Source organism: Inhella sp. (assembly GCF_027532025.1).
In the GTDB taxonomy this organism is placed as follows: domain Bacteria; phylum Pseudomonadota; class Gammaproteobacteria; order Burkholderiales; family Burkholderiaceae_C; genus Inhella.
The window spans coordinates 61,455-76,616 of sequence record NZ_JAPZSY010000002.1 but is presented as its reverse complement, the minus strand read 5'-3'; the positions used below and the strand labels follow the sequence as shown (position 1 = coordinate 76,616).

General features: G+C 69.5%; 15 protein-coding genes, 1 tRNA gene and 1 pseudogene. 9 read left to right on the top strand and 8 right to left on the bottom strand.

Annotated features, from left to right (window positions below):
* Positions 1-43 precede the first annotated feature (43 nt).
* The 5 genes from O9335_RS00620 to O9335_RS00600 all read right to left on the bottom strand — a co-directional run bounded on the left by O9335_RS00620 (position 44) and on the right by O9335_RS00600 (position 4,310).
* Positions 44-1,006, bottom strand: coding sequence for a ribose-phosphate pyrophosphokinase (locus O9335_RS00620; protein ID WP_298381981.1), 963 nt, complete (start codon positions 1,004-1,006; stop codon positions 44-46).
* 51 nt (positions 1,007-1,057) lie between these two features.
* Positions 1,058-1,134 (bottom strand) — tRNA-Gln (locus O9335_RS00615).
* 43 nt (positions 1,135-1,177) lie between these two features.
* Positions 1,178-2,071 carry a 4-(cytidine 5'-diphospho)-2-C-methyl-D-erythritol kinase gene (gene ispE / locus O9335_RS00610; RefSeq protein WP_298381979.1) on the bottom strand — a complete coding sequence of 298 codons (894 nt, stop codon included), beginning with the start codon at positions 2,069-2,071 and terminating at the stop codon, positions 1,178-1,180.
* The gene (locus O9335_RS00605; protein ID WP_298381977.1) at positions 2,068-2,589 is read right to left on the bottom strand and encodes a lipoprotein insertase outer membrane protein LolB; all 522 of its coding nucleotides are present in this window, start codon (positions 2,587-2,589) and stop codon (positions 2,068-2,070) included. Before O9335_RS00605 ends, ispE begins: the two co-directional genes overlap by 4 nt.
* Positions 2,589-4,310: a tetratricopeptide repeat protein gene (locus O9335_RS00600; protein ID WP_298381975.1), complete on the bottom strand. Its 1,722-nt coding sequence runs from the start codon at positions 4,308-4,310 to the stop codon at positions 2,589-2,591. The genes O9335_RS00605 and O9335_RS00600 overlap by 1 nt, the downstream gene beginning before the upstream one ends.
* Positions 4,311-4,369: 59 nt before the next feature.
* Here O9335_RS00600 and mutM point away from each other — a divergent pair, with 59 nt between their 5' ends.
* From mutM to O9335_RS00560, 8 genes and pseudogenes are all read left to right on the top strand, one after another.
* On the top strand, positions 4,370-5,188 hold the full coding sequence (gene mutM, locus O9335_RS00595; protein ID WP_298381973.1) for a bifunctional DNA-formamidopyrimidine glycosylase/DNA-(apurinic or apyrimidinic site) lyase: 819 nt from the start codon (positions 4,370-4,372) through the stop codon (positions 5,186-5,188).
* The gene (gene mutY, locus O9335_RS00590) at positions 5,185-6,216 is read left to right on the top strand and encodes an A/G-specific adenine glycosylase (RefSeq protein ID WP_298381970.1); all 1,032 of its coding nucleotides are present in this window, start codon (positions 5,185-5,187) and stop codon (positions 6,214-6,216) included. The genes mutM and mutY overlap by 4 nt, the downstream gene beginning before the upstream one ends.
* The gene (pxpB, locus tag O9335_RS00585) at positions 6,203-6,865 is read left to right on the top strand and encodes a 5-oxoprolinase subunit PxpB (protein ID WP_298381967.1); all 663 of its coding nucleotides are present in this window, start codon (positions 6,203-6,205) and stop codon (positions 6,863-6,865) included. The genes mutY and pxpB overlap by 14 nt, the downstream gene beginning before the upstream one ends.
* Positions 6,862-7,815: pseudogene (locus O9335_RS00580) on the top strand (biotin-dependent carboxyltransferase family protein). Before pxpB ends, O9335_RS00580 begins: the two are co-directional and overlap by 4 nt.
* A gap of 151 nt (positions 7,816-7,966) precedes the next feature.
* Positions 7,967-8,497, top strand: a complete 531-nt coding sequence (locus O9335_RS00575; protein ID WP_298381965.1) for a hypothetical protein — start codon at positions 7,967-7,969, stop codon at positions 8,495-8,497.
* 111 nt (positions 8,498-8,608) lie between these two features.
* The gene (locus O9335_RS00570; protein ID WP_298381989.1) at positions 8,609-9,364 is read left to right on the top strand and encodes a 5-oxoprolinase subunit PxpA; all 756 of its coding nucleotides are present in this window, start codon (positions 8,609-8,611) and stop codon (positions 9,362-9,364) included.
* Between the two features lie 61 nt (positions 9,365-9,425).
* Positions 9,426-9,872 carry a hypothetical protein gene (locus O9335_RS00565; protein WP_298381962.1) on the top strand — a complete coding sequence of 149 codons (447 nt, stop codon included), beginning with the start codon at positions 9,426-9,428 and terminating at the stop codon, positions 9,870-9,872.
* A gap of 46 nt (positions 9,873-9,918) precedes the next feature.
* Complete coding sequence (locus O9335_RS00560; RefSeq protein WP_298381959.1) at positions 9,919-10,389, top strand: hypothetical protein; 471 nt, start codon at positions 9,919-9,921, stop codon at positions 10,387-10,389.
* A gap of 22 nt (positions 10,390-10,411) precedes the next feature.
* On the opposite strand, the gene rapZ is transcribed toward O9335_RS00560, so the two are convergent.
* The 3 genes from rapZ to O9335_RS00545 all read right to left on the bottom strand — a co-directional run bounded on the left by rapZ (position 10,412) and on the right by O9335_RS00545 (position 14,021).
* Complete coding sequence (rapZ, locus tag O9335_RS00555) at positions 10,412-11,311, bottom strand: RNase adapter RapZ (RefSeq protein WP_298381986.1); 900 nt, start codon at positions 11,309-11,311, stop codon at positions 10,412-10,414.
* A gap of 53 nt (positions 11,312-11,364) precedes the next feature.
* Positions 11,365-13,017, bottom strand: a complete 1,653-nt coding sequence (gene recN / locus O9335_RS00550; protein ID WP_298381956.1) for a DNA repair protein RecN — start codon at positions 13,015-13,017, stop codon at positions 11,365-11,367.
* Positions 13,018-13,139: 122 nt separating this feature from the next.
* A complete protein-coding gene (locus O9335_RS00545; protein WP_298381954.1) occupies positions 13,140-14,021 on the bottom strand; it encodes an NAD kinase in 882 nt (293 codons plus the stop codon).
* 80 nt (positions 14,022-14,101) lie between these two features.
* Here O9335_RS00545 and hrcA point away from each other — a divergent pair, with 80 nt between their 5' ends.
* Positions 14,102-15,112, top strand: coding sequence for a heat-inducible transcriptional repressor HrcA (hrcA, locus tag O9335_RS00540; RefSeq protein WP_298381951.1), 1,011 nt, complete (start codon positions 14,102-14,104; stop codon positions 15,110-15,112).
* Positions 15,113-15,162: the final 50 nt, after the last annotated feature.

Below are 15,162 nucleotides of genomic sequence, written 5' to 3'. Positions count from 1 at the left end.
CTGGCAGCGCCAGCCCCAGGACAACGCCTCTCGGCGTCGATGCTTAGAAATTGTTGTTTTGCTCGGCGAACAGCGTGGTCACCGATTCACCGTCGCTGATGCGGCGGATGGTCTCGGCGAACAAGAAGGCCACCGACAGTTGTCGGATCTTGGGGTTGGCCTTGGCAGCGTCGCTCAAGGGGATGGTGTTGGTGATCACGACCTCGTCGAGCTGCGAATTGGCGATGCGCTCGATGGCGGGGCCGGACAGGATGGGGTGCGTGCAGTAGGCGAACACGCGCTGGGCGCCCCGGTCCTTCAGCACTTCGGCCGCCTTAACCAAGGTGCCGGCGGTGTCGATCATGTCGTCCATGATCACGCAGTTGCGGCCTTCGATCTCGCCGATGACGTGCATCACCTCCGAGACATTGGCGGCCGGACGGCGCTTGTCGATGATGGCCAGATCGCAGCCCAACTGCTTGGCCAGGGCGCGCGCGCGCACCACGCCACCGACGTCGGGGCTCACCACCACGAGGTCGGGGTAGCTCTTGCTCTTGAGGTCGGACAGCAGGACCGGGCTGGCGTAGATGTTGTCGACCGGGATGTCGAAGAAGCCCTGGATCTGGTCGGCGTGCAGGTCCATCGTCAACACGCGGCCGATGCCCACGGTGCCGAACAGGTCGGCCACGACCTTGGCGCTGATGGGCACGCGGGTGGAGCGCGGACGGCGGTCCTGGCGGGCGTAGCCGAAGTAAGGCACCACGGCGGTGATGCGGCGAGCGCTGGCGCGCTTCAGGGCATCCACCATGATGAGCAACTCCATCAGGTTCTCGTTCGTCGGCGCGCAGGTGGGCTGGATGACGAACACGTCGCGGGCGCGAACATTCTGCTGGATTTCGACGGCGACCTCACCGTCCGAGAAGCGACCCACGCTGGCACGGCCGAGTTCAGCCCCGAGGTGGGTGGCGATTTCCTGCGACAGCGCCGGGTTGGCGTTGCCGGTGAACAGCACGGTGTTGTTGAGCACGGGGCGTTCCTTCAGCGGCAACGGCGGCGCAGTGAGCGGACTAAAACGATTTGGCAGGGGAGGAAGGACTCGAACCCTCGCATGTCGGAATCAAAATCCGATGCCTTAACCAACTTGGCGACTCCCCTACACAGGACACCGGCGGTGAAGCCAGCGCCCTTGAATTCTGTCTCAGCTGGGTACCCAGCCCGCCAAGGGCATGGACTCCAAACTGCGGCAGACCCGACCGCTCCAGCCGCTGGGCAGGGCCGCGAGGCCTTGCGTCAGCTCGGTCGCCACTGAAGGCGTGTCGTCTGCCACCTCGGCGAACACCGCGCTGCCCGAGCCGGTCATGCGGCTGTTGCCGCACCACCGCTTCAAGAGCAACAGGGTCTGTTCGATTTGCGGGCTTTGCGCTTGCGCGCTGGCTTGCAAATCGTTTCGACCCTCGCGCCACGCCGCCGAAAAACCCGACAGCGAAGACGTGTTTGCCAAAGAGCCCGCGACTATAGCCTGGGGCTCAGAGAACTGCAATAGGGGGCTGCGAAAGATGGCGGCCGTCGGCAGGCTGTCGGCGGGTTTGATCACCGCCAGGCTCAGCGGCGCCAGGTCCACGGGCCGCAACTGCTCCCCGATGCCGGTGACCCAGGCCGGTCCACAACCCAAAAAGAAGGGGACGTCGGCGCCCAAGCGCAAGCCGATGGCCATCAGGGTGGCGCGCGACAGGTTCAAGTTCCAAAGGCGGTTGAGCCCGATGAGCACGGTGGCGGCGTCGGACGAGCCGCCCCCCATGCCTGCGCCCGATGGCACTTGCTTGTCGATGTGGATGTCGGCGCCCCAGCGGCAGCCGCTGTGGGCTTGCAGGGCCCGCGCTGCACGCAGGCACAGGTCGTCGTCGGGCAGCGGGGTGCCGAGATCGTGTCGGTTCAACCGCCCATCGTCGCGGCGCTCCAGGTGCAGGGTGTCGGCCCAGTCGATGGGCACGAACACGCTTTCCAGCAGGTGGTAGCCGTCGGGCCGCTTGCCGACGACGTGCAGGAAAAGGTTCAGCTTGGCCGGCGCCGGCAATTCGTACAAGGCCTTCATGACGGTGTGGCCACCAGCAGGGTGAGGGTGAGGCGCTGTTGTCGCAAGGTCAGGCGGGGGCCCACGCGTTGCACGTTCCAGCCCAATTGCTCGAACTGGTCGGGCCCCAGCGATACGTGCTCGGCCGCCGGCCAAGGGCGGCCACTCAGCCAGTCGAACAGGGCCGCCAGGGGCAGCGGGATCCCTCCGATGCGGTCTCCGAGCGCGGCGCCCAGGGCGCCGAGATCGGGGTAGGCCCAGGTGTCGCGGCCATCGAACAGGCGCAGGCCCTGGGGGCCCCAGTGGGCCGAGGCCAGCGTCGTGCCCAGTGCGCTGACCAGTTGCAGTTGTCCCTCTTGTGCATTGCCTTGCAGGTCGAACTGAGCCGAACCGGCCTGGGCGCGCTCACCCTCGGCGGCCTCCAAGCGGTAGCCGAGCTTGCCTTGCCAACCTTCGGCTCCGGGTCGCGCCGGGGGGAGGGGCGCACAGGCAGTCAGGGCCAGCGCCCCCAGCGCCAGGGCGCAGGCTCGGCGCCGCATCAGCGCAGGCCCAGCTTCTTGCGCAAGGCCTGCAAGGCAGGGTGCTTGGGCTCCCGCTGGGCGGCCTGGGTCAGCAAGGCCTGCGCTTCGTCGCGCTGGCCGCGGTGCCAGAGCACTTCGGCCAAGTGGGCCACGATTTCCGCGTCAGGGCGGCCACGCCAGGCTTGGCGCAGCAGGCGCTCGGCGTCGTCAAGGTGGCCCTCACGGTAGGCCACCCAACCCAGGCTGTCGATCAGGAAGGGCTCGTGCCCGCCCAGCTCGATCGCGCGTTCGATGAGGGTGCGGGCCTCGTCCAGCCGCTGGTTGCGATCGGCCAGCGAATAGCCGAGGGCGTTGTACGCGTGGGCGTGCTTGGGGTCGCGGTCGATGAGCGCCCGCAATTGGCGCTCCATGAGTTCGTGCTGACCCAGGTGCTCGGCCGTCATGGCCTGCTCGTACAGCAAGGCGGCACTGGGCTCGCTGCCTTGGCCCTCAAGCATGCGGGTGAGCAGCGCGTGGGCCGTGCGCCAGTCGCCCGCCTCGCGCAGCAACTGGGTTTCGAGCAGCAGGCGGCGCTCCACGCCGGCGTCGTCGCGGGCGGGCAGTGCTTGGATGCGGGCGCGTGCGGCGGGCAGGCGTCCGGCGCGCAGATCGAGAGAGGCGCGGCGGTAGGCGATGTCGGCCTGGCGGCTGCCGTCATCGGCGGCCTCGGCCGCGTCCAGGGCCAGCGTGGCGTCAGACGTGCGGCCGAGTTGCTCCAGCGCTTGGGCCCGCAGCAGATGGGCCGCGATTCGGGCATGGCCATCCTCTTTGGAGAGGCGCTGCAGGTAGCGGTCGGCCGCCGCCAGGGCGTCGCTGGGTTGTTTCAGGTCGAGGCTCAGGCTGGCCACGGCGTAGTGGTGGGTGGCTTGTTGCGGCTGAAGCTCCGCCAGGCGCTGGAATTGCGGCAGGGCCTCGGCCGTGCGGCTGTCGCGGGCCAGTCCACGGGCATAAGCCAGTCGCAACTCGGCATCGTCCAGTCCCTCCAGCACCAGGTTCTCGACCGAGGGCTGGTGGCGCATGAGCTCCACGGCTTGCCAGCGTGGGAGGGCGTTTTGCGGGGCGTCGCGCAACGCGTCGTGCAATTGGTTGGTGGCCAGGGGGGTGTTGCCCGCCATCAGGGCCAGTTGGGCCAGGGTGCTGGCGGCCAAGCTGCGTCGCCACGGGGTTTCGGCCTCGTCGTCGCGCAGGGCGGTGAGGCTGGGCCCCAGCAGGTCCAGGCCGTCGCCCGCACGGGCGCGCAGCAGGCGCGGCAGGCTTTCCAGGGCGGCGCGTTGCTGCGCCAAGGGCGCGGCGTCCATCCAGGCCATCCAGGGCTCGATCATCTCGCCCCATTGCGTGAGCGCCGCGTGCAGTTGCACCTGGGTTTGCCGGGCCTCTTGAGAGTCGGGCAGAGCGGCGCGCCAGGCTTTGACGGCAGTCAGGGCCTCGCTCCCCGCCCGGGCTTGCAGGGCGATGGACACACATCGGCGGAACAGGCCCTCGTCGCCGGTGCGGCGAGCGCCGTCCAGCAGCAGTTGGTAGGCCGTGCTCAATTCGCCGCGTTGCAACTCCAACTCGCCAATGAGCAGTTGGTACAGCAGGGGGGCGTCCAGGCTGGTGACGGGCTCGGTGGGAGCGCGGTCTTGGGCCAGGGCGGCGGTGCTGATCCAACCCATGGCGAGGGCGAGGGCGGTTTGGCGGAAGCGGGTCAGCAAAGGCATACGGTCTTTCAGGCAGCGGCGCCGATTGTGCAGCGGCGCCTTCCTATGATCCGAAGGCCATGCCCGAACTCCCCGAAGTCGAAATCACCCGCCGCAGCATCGCCCCCACATTGGAGGGCGCGGTCGTCACGGGGGTGCAACTCGGGCGGCCCCTGCGCTGGCCTTTGGGCGTGGCGCCAGCCCACTTGGTGGGGGCGGTCTTGGGTGAGGCCCAGCGCCGTGGCAAGTACCTGTGGCTGCCGATGATCCGGCCCGAAGGCGGCCTGCTCATCCACTTGGGCATGTCAGGCGCCCTGGCGCTGGGCCCAGAGCGCATGCTGGGGCCGCACCAGCACTTTGCCCTTCACACCACGCGCGGCAGCTTGGTGTTGACCGATCCCCGTCGGTTCGGCGCGGTGGTGTGGTCCGGGGGGCTCGATGTCGACCCTGCGCGCAAGCTCTTGCAAGGTCTCGGGGCCGAGCCCTTCGACCCTGCACTGACCGGCGCCACGCTGCACGCGCGCTGGCGCCGTCGGCGCGCGCCCATCAAGCAGCTGCTGCTGGCGGGCGATGGGGTGGTGGGAGCCGGCAACATCTACGCCTGCGAGGCCCTGTGGCACGCGGGCATTCGCCCCAGCATGCTCGGGTCACGGCTGAGCCCCGCGCGTTGCGAGCGATTGTTGGCCGCGGTTCGGCACGTGCTGGGTCAGGCCCTGGCGCTGGGCGGCAGCACGTTGCGCGATTTTTCCGACGCCCATGGGGTGGCGGGTGCCTACCAGCACCAAGCCGCGGTGTACGACCGCGAAGGGCAGCCTTGCCCGCGTTGTGGCGCCCCCATCCGGCGCGAGGTGCAGGCGCAACGCAGCACCTACTTTTGCGCCCGCTGCCAGCGTCCATGAGCGAGGCCGACTTCGCCCTGCGTTTGGTGGCCTGGCAGCGCCAGCACGGGCGGCACGACTTGCCCTGGCAGCGCACCCGCGACCCTTACCGCGTTTGGCTCAGCGAGGTCATGCTGCAGCAGACCCAAGTGAGCACCGTGCGCGGCTACTACGCCCGCTTCCTTGAACGGTTTCCAACCGTGAACGATTTGGCCGCCGCACCGCTGGACGAGGTGCTGGCGCTGTGGGCAGGTCTTGGCTATTACAGCCGCGCCCGAAACTTGCACGCCTGCGCCCAGGCGGTTTCGGCGCGGGGCGGTTTCCCCTGTGACGCGCGGGCCCTGGCCGAGCTGCCGGGCATCGGACCCAGCACGGCGCGGGCGATAGCGGCCTTTTGCTTCGGCGAGCGGCTGTCCATCTTCGACGGCAATGTGCAGCGCGTGCTCGCGCGCTTGCTGGCGTTCGACCAGGACCTGAGCGGCGCGCGGGCCGTGAAGGTCCTGTGGACGCGGGCCGACGCGCTGGTGCCAGCTCAGGCCGAGGCGATGCCGGCCTACACGCAAGGCCTGATGGACCTTGGGGCCACCGTGTGCACGCCGCGCTCGCCCAATTGCGCGGCCTGCCCCGTCCAGAGCCTGTGCGCGGCGCACGCGCAAGGGCGGGTGGGCGCGCTGCCGCGCAAGACGAAGACGCTCAAGCGCCGTCAGCGCGAGAGCTGGTGGTTGTGGCTGCACCGCGAAGCCGACGGTGCCCTTTGGTTGCAGCAGCGACCCGCACGCGGCATCTGGGCCGGCCTGTGGACGTTGCCTCTGTTCGACGACGAGGCCGCCTTGCGTGCTGCCGCTGGCGCTGCAGCGCTGGAGGCTTTGCCCCAGATCCAGCACGCGCTGACGCACCTGGACTGGCTGCTGCACCCGCGCCGCGCCGTGTGGAACCGCGCTGCCGCGCCCCTGCCCGAGGGGCGGTGGGTGCAGCCCGCCGACTGGCCGGCCCATGGCATGCCAGCGCCCTTGCAGAAGCTGTTGGGCTGGGTGCATGCCGGACCTTGACCCAGACCTGCGGGTGTCGGTCGTCGGCGACCGGGCGGTGTGTGGGGCCTGGCGGGCTGCCTTGACCGTGGAGGTGCAAACCCGCTTGTTGGCGTTGGGACGCCGGCTTCGTGAAGGGGGTCGCTATGAAGACGTGGTCCCCGGCTGGGGCAACCTGACGGTCGTGATCGACCCCAGGCGCGATGAACTGGTGCGCGTGCAAGCGCAGCTGCTGCAAGCGTGGCACGAGGTGTCCGACGTTGCGCTGCCACCACCCCGTGAGCGGGTGCTGCGCGTTCGCTATGGCGGTGAGCACGGCCCCGACCTGGCCGAGTGCGCCGCGCGCGCTGGCTTGAGCGAGACCGCGTTCATCGACCGGCACAGCGCGGCCGTCTACACCGTGGCGTTCTTGGGCTTCCAGCCCGGCTTTGCCTACCTGATGGGCCTGCCTGAACCGCTGCACCAACCGCGGCGTGCCGAGCCTCGCGTGCGCGTGCCTGCGGGCAGCGTGGCCATTGGTGGTGCGCAGGCTGGCGTTTACCCGTCCGCCAGCCCGGGGGGCTGGCAGCTCATCGGGCGCACCGACCAGGGCCTGTTCGACCCCCATGCCGCCGATCCCGCCCAGGCCTGTTGGTTGCAGCCGGGCGACCGGGTGAGGTTTCGCCCGTGATCGAGATCCTGCAAGCCGGCGTGCAGACCAGCGTTCAAGACGCCGTGGGGCGGCCAGGCTGGCGCCACCTGGGCGTGACCCCGGGCGGGGCCAGCGATGCACCTGCGCTGGAGCTGGCCAACGCGCTGCTGGGCAACCCGCCCGGAGCGGCGGGCCTGGAGGTGTGGCAGGGGCCGCTGCGCTTGCGGCTGCAGGGTGTGGGTTGGGTGGCGCTGGCGGGCGCGGATTTCGACGCCCGCCTGGCTGGCCGGCCGCTGCGCCCTGGCTGGCGGGCGCCTTGGTAGCCCGGCTACGAACTCACCATGGCGCCGCGCCCCCATGCCGGCGCATGCGCTTTCATCGCCGTGGATGGAGGCTTGGAGGTGCCCACGATGCTCGGGGCGCGCAGCACCGATTTGCTGGGTGGCTGGGGAGGGCACCACGGCCGAGCCCTGCGTGCTGGCGACTCACTGGGCAGGGGCGCACCAGGCCGACCGCTGCAACGCCGCTGCGGTGTGACGCTGCCCGTGCTGGGACCCGACGGCATGCGCGTCTTGCGTGCGATGCCGGGCCCCGAGCACGACACCCATTTCGCCGCCGATGCGCAGGCCCTCTTTTGGCGCTCCCCATGGACGGTTGGGGCGCAAAGCAACCGGATGGGAGCCCGGTTGCAGGGGCCGGTGCTGCGCCGCACCTGTTCGGGTGAATTGCCCTCCCACGCGGTGCTGCCAGGCGTCGTGCAAGTGCCTGGGCAGGGGCTGCCCATCGCCCTGCGGGTGGACGCCCAAACCACCGGCGGCTACCCCCGCATCGCGGTGGTGGTGGATGCCGATTTGGGGCACTTGGCGCAGTGCGAGTCCGGCGCACGCCTGCGGTTTGAGCGCGTCACGCTCGATCAAGCCCGAGAGGCGAACCGTCAAGCCGAGCGCGAGCGCCAAGCCCTGCTGCGGGCCTTGACCCTCTGGGCGTGAAGCGGAGCGCGTGAGCTCTGGCAACGCTTGATCGCCTGAGGATGCAGGCCAACCGTCGGGGTCTGCGGTGTGTCGCTTCGGGGCGGTCACGGGCTGACGAATCCTGGACAGTGCGGCCATCCCCGTCATCCGGACGGGCTGGAGACGATCCATGCGACCTGCAGTCCTCGTTCGCGGCTGGCTGGCCCTCTTGGCCCTGAGCGCCTGCGTGGCGGCCCTGGCGCAAAGCAGCCCCGCGTCGTCCCCCTATACGGCGGGCCTGTCGGTCAGCGAATCCGCCGGCGAGCGCGAGTTGGGCATGCCCCTGTTGCCGAGCGCCCGGCCTGAGCGGGACGAGCCCGAGGACAAGAGAGCCCTCAGCTTGGGCCTGTGGGGCGGTGACCGGGGCTTGCGCATCGCCGTGCGGCGATTGCGCACCACGGACAGCGCGGCTCAGGTGTTGGCCTACTACCGACGCGCCCTGTCGGCGCACGGTCCGGTGCTCGAATGCCTGCCCGGCCGCGACGAGCCGATTCGCCCCACCCCGGACGACGACGCCCTTCGCTGCGATGCCCATCGATCCCAGTCGGGCACCGTGGTGCTCATGGTCGGCACCCAGCGCAACCAGCGATTGGTGGCCGTTCAGTCCGGGGGCAAGGAAACGCACGTTCAACTGGTGCGCTTGGTGCTCAAGGCCGACTGAGCCTGGAAACGGCAGTTGACCGTTTGGGTGGTTGCGCACCGCACCCTGGCGCACGCGGCGGCGTCCAACGGCCGGCTCCAGGCTGCGCGCCGGGCCCGCCATACTGGCCGGATGCTCACGCACCTGGATCTGAATGCCGACCTGGGCGAGGGCGGCGCCTGCGACGCCGACCTGCTGACCCTGGCCAGCAGCGCCAACATCGCCTGTGGCGGCCATGCGGGCGATGCCGACAGCATGTGGCGCACCGTGGCCCTGGCCTTGCAGCACGGCGTGGCCTTGGGCGCCCACCCCAGCCATCCCGACCGCGAGCACTTTGGCCGGCGCGTGCTCGACCGCGCCCTGGCCGATGTGCAAGCCGACTTGACGGCGCAGGTGCAGGCGCTGCGGGCCGTGGCGCAGGCGCAGGGGGGCCGGCTGCGCCACGTCAAGCCGCACGGCGCGCTCTACAACCAGGCGGCCGCCGACGCGGCGCTGGCCGATGCCGTGGCCGCCGGCGTGCGCGCCGTGGACCCCAGCCTGGCCCTGATGGGCTTGGCCGGCAGCGCCATGGCCGGCGCGGCGCAGCGCCATGGGCTGCGGTTCATCCCTGAAGCTTTTGCCGACCGCGGGTATCGCCCCGACGGTCGATTGCAGGCGCGCACCGAGCCCGGCGCCCTGCTCGCGCCACCGCAGGCCTTGGCCCAAGTGCAAGCCTTGGTGCAGCACGGGCGCGTGCCCACGGTGGGGGGTGGCTGGGTCGCCGTGCATGCGCAAAGCTTGTGCGTCCACGGCGATGGCCCCGACGCCCTGGCCTTGATGTCGAGCCTGAGATCCGCCCTGCGCGCCTGGGGCGTTGCGGTGCGGGCGACGGAAGCGGCTGAACCCTGATGCCGGTGACGGTCCGGCTGGTTGATGATTTGGGCCGTCCCGTTTTCGGTCTCACCACGCCATGAAGCTCCCGTTGTTTGTCCTGATCGGCTCGATGTCTCTGGCGGGTGCAGGCTTTGCCCAGGTGGCCGACAGCGAGTTGCTGCGCTGCGCCGACTTGACCGAAACCGCCGCCAGGCTCACTTGCTTCGACGATCTGGCCGCCGGCGCCAAGAAACGTCAAACTCCGCAGGGCCGGGCTGCGGCCATCGTGCAGGCTTTCGGTGCGCCCACGGCATCCGATCAGACGCAAAGCATCGACAGCGAGATCGAGGGCCTGCTGGAAGGGTGGGGCCCGAACACGTTGTTTCGTCTTAAGAATGGACAGGTCTGGCGCGTCAACGATGGCAGCAGTGCGACGCTCTACCTCCAAAGCCCCAAAGTCACGGTGCGCCGAGCGGCCTTGGGCAGCTTCTTGATGGAGTTCGAAGGTTCCAAGGAAACGGCGCGGGTGCGCCGGCTGCAATGACGAGGTTCCCAAGATGAAGCGCTACCGGTCCAGGCTCACGTTGGCCATGACGATGGTTCTGACCGGGGCCGCCAGCGCCCAGGTGCCCGACGCCGAGATGGCCCGCTGCGCCGCGATAACGGATGGCGCGGCGCGCCTGCGTTGCTTGGACGCCTTGGCCGCCGGCTCGGTGGCGCGTCTTCAAGCGGGCACCGTGGCCCCTGCGGCGCCCACCGCGGCCGCAGCCGTGGCGGCCGCGCCCTCGCCGAGCGACCTTGCTGCGAGTATGGGTTTGCCACCGCCCAAGGTGGCCGAGCCGGACCGGATTGACAGCCAGATCGAGGGGCGCGTCGAAGGATGGGGCCCCAACACGCACTTTCGCTTGAAGAACGGCCAGGTCTGGAGAGTCAGCGACGGCAGCACGGGCGACCTGGGCCTGACCGACCCCAAGGTCACGATTCGCCGCAACCGCTTTGGGACCTATTTCCTGGAGTTCGAGGGCCGCAACGACTCGCCCAAGGTGCGGCGCGTGTCGTGAACGCGGGCCCTTTGAGGGGGCCTCAGCGCGCGTCCAGCTCTCGGTGCCGCGTCAGCACCTGCCCGTGGTGGGCGAATTGCTTCGCCAGGCTTTCGACGAGGTAGACCGACCGGTGTTGGCCACCGGTGCAGCCGATGGCCACCGTCAGGTAACTGCGGTGGTCGGCCACGAAGCTGGGCAGCCACTGCTGCAAGAAGGCGGCGATCTGGCTCTGCATCAACTGCACCTCGGGCTGGCTGCGCAGGTAGTCGGCCACGGGGTCGTCGCGGCCCGTTTGGGCGCGCAGCTCTTGCACGTAATAGGGGTTGGGCAGCACGCGCACATCGAAGACGAAGTCGGCGTCGCTCGGCACGCCCGCCTTGAAGGCGAAGCTCTCGAACACGAGGGTGAGGTGACCCGCATGGACCGTGACGAGGTCGCGCACCCAGGCCCGGAGCTGCGCCGGCCGCAGCAGGCTGGTGTCGATGACGGTGCTTTCGACCTTGATGGCCGCCAGCAGCTCGCGCTCGATTTCGATGGCATCCACCAGCGCGCGGGTGCTGGCGCTGGCGCCTTGTTCGCGCTCTTCGGTGCTGACGGCGCGCAGGGGGTGGGGGCGACGCGTTTCGCTGAAGCGGCGCATCAGGGTGTCGGTGCTCGCGTCGAGGAAGATCGAACGCACAGGCTGCCCCTGGCTGCGCAGCTGCTTGATGAGGGGCAGCAGATGGGGCAGGGAGCCCTTGCTGCGCACGTCCACGCCGATGGCCACGCGGCGTTCACCCCGTTGCACTTCGACACGCAGGAAGTCAGGCAGCAGCTCGGGCGGCAGGTTGTCGATGCAGAAGTAGCCCGCGTCTTCGAGGGCATGCAGGGCGATGCTCTTGCCCCCGCCGCTGAGTCCGGTGACGAGCACGAGGTCTTGGACGATGGCGTCGTCGGTCATGGGCGAGTCCTGTTCGCGGGTCACTCGGGGGTTGGGGCTGCCGCCGGGGGCGTTCATGCCACGCTCCCCAGCAGTTCTTCGGCATGGGCCACGCTGGCACTGGACGGGCTGCCGCCGAGCATGCGGGCCACCTCACGCACCCGATCGGGGCCTTGCACGGCCAGCACGCGGCTGACCACGCCGCCTTCGCTGGCGGGCTGCTTGACCACGACCCAGTGGTGGTCGGCGCAGGCGGCCACCTGGGCGAGGTGGGTCACCGCCAGCACTTGGCGCTGCGCCCCCAGCCGTTTCATCAGCCGGCCCACGGTGTGCGCCACCGCGCCGCCCACGCCGCTGTCGATCTCGTCGAACACGAGGGTGGACGCGCCATGCGTGTCGGCCTGCGCGGTGCACACGGCGATGGCCAGCGCGATGCGGCTGAGCTCGCCGCCCGAGGCCACCTTGGCCAGCGGGCGCGGCGTGGCGCCGGCGTGGCCGGCCACGAGCAGCTCGGCGCTTTCCAAACCGAAGCTCTGTGGCTCGTCTTGTGGGGTCAGTGCCAGCTCCAGCCGGCCGCCGGGCATGCCCAGCTGCTGCATGGCTTCGGTGACGGCATGGGCCAGCTTGGGAGCCGCCTTCGCCCGCTGCTGGGTGGCTTTCCGTGCCTCGGCGTCCAAGGTCTTGCGCGCCGCGCTCACGGCGGCCTCGAGCGCGGCGAGGTCGCTGCGGGCGTCGAGTTCGTCCAACTCGCGCTGCCACTGGGCCTGGAGTGCGGGCAGCTCGGTCGGCGGCTGACGGTAGCGGCGGGCCAGTTGCAGCCAACTGGACAGGCGTTCGTCCAGTTCACTCAGCCGGCCAGGGTCGGGTTCGGCGCGGTGCAGGTAGCTCCGCAAGGTGTGGGCCGCGTCCTCGGCCTGAGCCTGGGCACCGGCGATGGCGTCCACCGCGGCTTGCAGAGCGGGGTCGAAGTCAACGACCTCCCGCAGTGCTTGCTCCGCCACGCCCAGGCGGTTCAGGGCCGTGGCCTCGGCCTCGCTGATGGCATCCAAGGCCAGGCGGCTGGCGTCGATCAGGGCTTGGGCGTGGCTCAGGCGCTGGTGCTCGGCATTGAGTTCGGGCCATTCTTCGGCCCCCGGGGCCAGCTTGCCGATTTCGTCCAACTGCCATTGCAGACGTTCGCGCTCGCGCCCCAGCGTGGCTTGGGCCTCACGCGCCTCGGCCAGCGCTTGCACCGCCTTGCGCCAGCGGGCGTGCGCGGCGGCCAACGCGGGGGCATCCACGCCCGCGAAGTCGTCCAACAGCGCGCGCACGCTGGCCGGGCGCGTCAGCTTTTGCCAGGCGTGCTGACCGTGGATGTCGACCAGGTGTTCGGCCGCCTGTGCCAGTTGCGCCACCGTGGCCGGGCTGCCATTGATCCAGGCGCGGCTCTTGCCTTGCGCATCGATCACCCGGCGCAGCAGCAGGGTGTCGGCCTCGTCAAAGCCGGCTTCCTGCAGCCAATCGCGCAGGGTCAACGGGAGGTCGAACTCGGCGCTCAGCTCGGCGCGCGCGGCCCCCTCGCGCACCACGCCGGCATCGCCCCGGCCGCCCAGCAGCAATTGCAAAGCGTCCAGCAGGATGGACTTGCCGGCGCCGGTCTCGCCCGTCAGGGCCGAGAAGCCGGATTGCCAGTCGAGTTCAAGGCTGGGGACGATGACGAAGTCCCGCAGGGAAAGCCGTCGCAGCATGCCGGATGAGGGTCAAAGAAAGGGAGGAGTAGATTGTCGTTGTCGCGGTTGAATCGGCGCCGGGCCGCCCCAAGCCGATTCGCCCCCCTCCGGGGGTGGCGACCGAAGGGAGACTGGGGGCGTCAATTGCCCTCGTACCAGCGCAGCTTGCGGCGCAGCGTGGCGTAGTAGCTCCAGCCGGTGGGGTGCAGGAACAGGCTTTTGTGCGCCGAGCGCTGCACCGTGACGCGGTCGCCGTGTTGCACCTGGGTGAGGGTTTGCATGTCGAAGTTGACGCTCGCATCGCGGCCGGCCACGATTTCGAGGCTGACGACGCCGCGGTCGGGCAGCACGATCGGGCGGTTGGACAGCCCGTGCGAGGCGATGGGCACCATGACCCAGCCCTCGATGCTGGGGTGCAGCAGCGGGCCACCGGCGCTCATCGCGTAGGCCGTGCTGCCGGTGGGGCTGGCGACGATGACCCCGTCGGCCCGCAAGTTGGCGACGAACTCATCGCCCACGTGCATGCGCAACTCCACCATGCCGGCAGCGGCGCCGCGGGCCACCACCACGTCGTTCAAGGCCAGTCCACTGAAGATGCTGACGCCATCCCGCCAGACGTTGCCTTCCAGCATGGTGCGTTCTTCGGTTTCGCAATCGCCGGCCAGGATGGGGGTCAAGGCCTCGCGGAACTGTTCAAAGGAAATGTCGGTGATGAAGCCCAGGCGGCCTTGGTTGATGCCCACCAAGGGGGTGCCGTAAGGCGCCACCTCGCGGGCAAAGCCCAGCATCGTGCCGTCGCCGCCCACCACCACGGCGAGGTCGCAGTCCCGGCCGATTTCTGCGGGCTCCAGCACCGGATAGCCGGCAACGCCGGCGGCTTGGGCGCCCTGGCGCTCCAGGCTGACGCGACAGCCTTGCTGCCGCAAGAAATCGCGCACCTGCTCGATCACCGGCCCGATGCCGGCCGCCGGTTTGCCCACCAGGGCCACGTGTTCAAAGCGTTTGCCAGCCATGCAGGCCATGTTCTCACAGCGTTTCGGCCCCACCAGGGTGGCCAACCCGCACGTCGGGAAGTGGGTCATTGCCGTACAAAATCCAACCCATGCTGGACGACCGATCCCGATCCCTGCTGAAGACCCTGGTGGAGCGCTACATCGCCGATGGGCTGCCCGTGGGCTCGCGCACGCTCAGCAAGGCATCGGGCCTGGAGTTGAGCCCAGCCACCATCCGCAACGTGATGGCCGACCTGGAGGAGCTGGGCCTCATCGCCAGCCCCCACACCAGCGCGGGACGCATTCCCACCGCGTTGGGTTACCGCTTGTTCGTGGACACCATGATCACCGCCAAGCCGGCGCTGTTCGAAACCGAGGTGCGTCAACTGGAGGGGCAGTTGCAACCCGACCAGCCGCAGCGGGTCATCGCGCACGCGGCCCAAATGCTGAGCAACCTCAGCAGTTTTGTCGGGGTCATCACCGCGCCGCGCAAACCGTCGGTATTTCGGCACATCGAGTTCTTGCGCTTGTCCGAACGACGGGTGCTGGTCATCTTGGTCAGCCCCGATGGCGACGTGCAAAACCGCGTCATCGTCACCGCGCAAGACCACAGCCAGTCCGAGCTGACCGAGGCGGCCAACCGCCTCAACGCCCAATATGCGGGTCTGACCCTGGAGTTGGTGCGCGAGCGTTTGCGGGGCGAGGTGGAGCAGTTGCGGGGCGAAATCGCCCTGCTGATGAGTGCCGCTGTGCAAGTGGCCGACGACAACCCACCCGAGCAGGTGGTGATCAGCGGCGAGCGCAACTTGCTCACCGTGCAAGATTTCAGCCAGGACTTGGGCAGCCTGCGCAAGCTGTTTGGCCTGTTCGAGGAAAAGACCGCGCTGATGCGCTTGCTCGACACCAGCAGCCGCGCCGAGGGCGTGCGCATCTTCATCGGCGGCGAAAGCCAGGTGGTGCCGTTCGAGGAACTCAGCATCGTCAGCGCTCCTTACGAGGTCGACGGGCAAGTCGTGGGCACACTGGGCGTCATCGGCCCCACGCGCATGGCCTACGAGCGCATGATCCAAATCGTGGACGTGACGTCGCGCATGGTGAGCCAGGCTTTGTCGACGCGCTGACGCCACACCGAGCGTCGAGCTTGTGCCGCGTCAAAGGGCGCGGCGCGCCG

What these genes read in the sequence shown, in the direction of transcription:
- O9335_RS00570 (WP_298381989.1), top strand. Translation starts at nt 8,609, where the DNA reads ATGCTCACGCACCTGGATCTGAATGCCGACCTGGGCGAGGGCGGCGCC.
- O9335_RS00600 (WP_298381975.1), bottom strand. Translation starts at nt 4,310, where the DNA reads ATGCCTTTGCTGACCCGCTTCCGCCAAACCGCCCTCGCCCTCGCCATG.
- O9335_RS00565 (WP_298381962.1), top strand. Translation starts at nt 9,426, where the DNA reads ATGAAGCTCCCGTTGTTTGTCCTGATCGGCTCGATGTCTCTGGCGGGT.
- recN (WP_298381956.1), bottom strand. Translation starts at nt 13,017, where the DNA reads ATGCTGCGACGGCTTTCCCTGCGGGACTTCGTCATCGTCCCCAGCCTT.
- O9335_RS00560 (WP_298381959.1), top strand. Translation starts at nt 9,919, where the DNA reads ATGACGATGGTTCTGACCGGGGCCGCCAGCGCCCAGGTGCCCGACGCC.
- O9335_RS00575 (WP_298381965.1), top strand. Translation starts at nt 7,967, where the DNA reads ATGCGACCTGCAGTCCTCGTTCGCGGCTGGCTGGCCCTCTTGGCCCTG.
- rapZ (WP_298381986.1), bottom strand. Translation starts at nt 11,311, where the DNA reads ATGACCGACGACGCCATCGTCCAAGACCTCGTGCTCGTCACCGGACTC.
- mutM (WP_298381973.1), top strand. Translation starts at nt 4,370, where the DNA reads ATGCCCGAACTCCCCGAAGTCGAAATCACCCGCCGCAGCATCGCCCCC.
- mutY (WP_298381970.1), top strand. Translation starts at nt 5,185, where the DNA reads ATGAGCGAGGCCGACTTCGCCCTGCGTTTGGTGGCCTGGCAGCGCCAG.
- O9335_RS00545 (WP_298381954.1), bottom strand. Translation starts at nt 14,021, where the DNA reads ATGGCCTGCATGGCTGGCAAACGCTTTGAACACGTGGCCCTGGTGGGC.
- ispE (WP_298381979.1), bottom strand. Translation starts at nt 2,071, where the DNA reads ATGAAGGCCTTGTACGAATTGCCGGCGCCGGCCAAGCTGAACCTTTTC.
- hrcA (WP_298381951.1), top strand. Translation starts at nt 14,102, where the DNA reads ATGCTGGACGACCGATCCCGATCCCTGCTGAAGACCCTGGTGGAGCGC.
- O9335_RS00605 (WP_298381977.1), bottom strand. Translation starts at nt 2,589, where the DNA reads ATGCGGCGCCGAGCCTGCGCCCTGGCGCTGGGGGCGCTGGCCCTGACT.
- pxpB (WP_298381967.1), top strand. Translation starts at nt 6,203, where the DNA reads ATGCCGGACCTTGACCCAGACCTGCGGGTGTCGGTCGTCGGCGACCGG.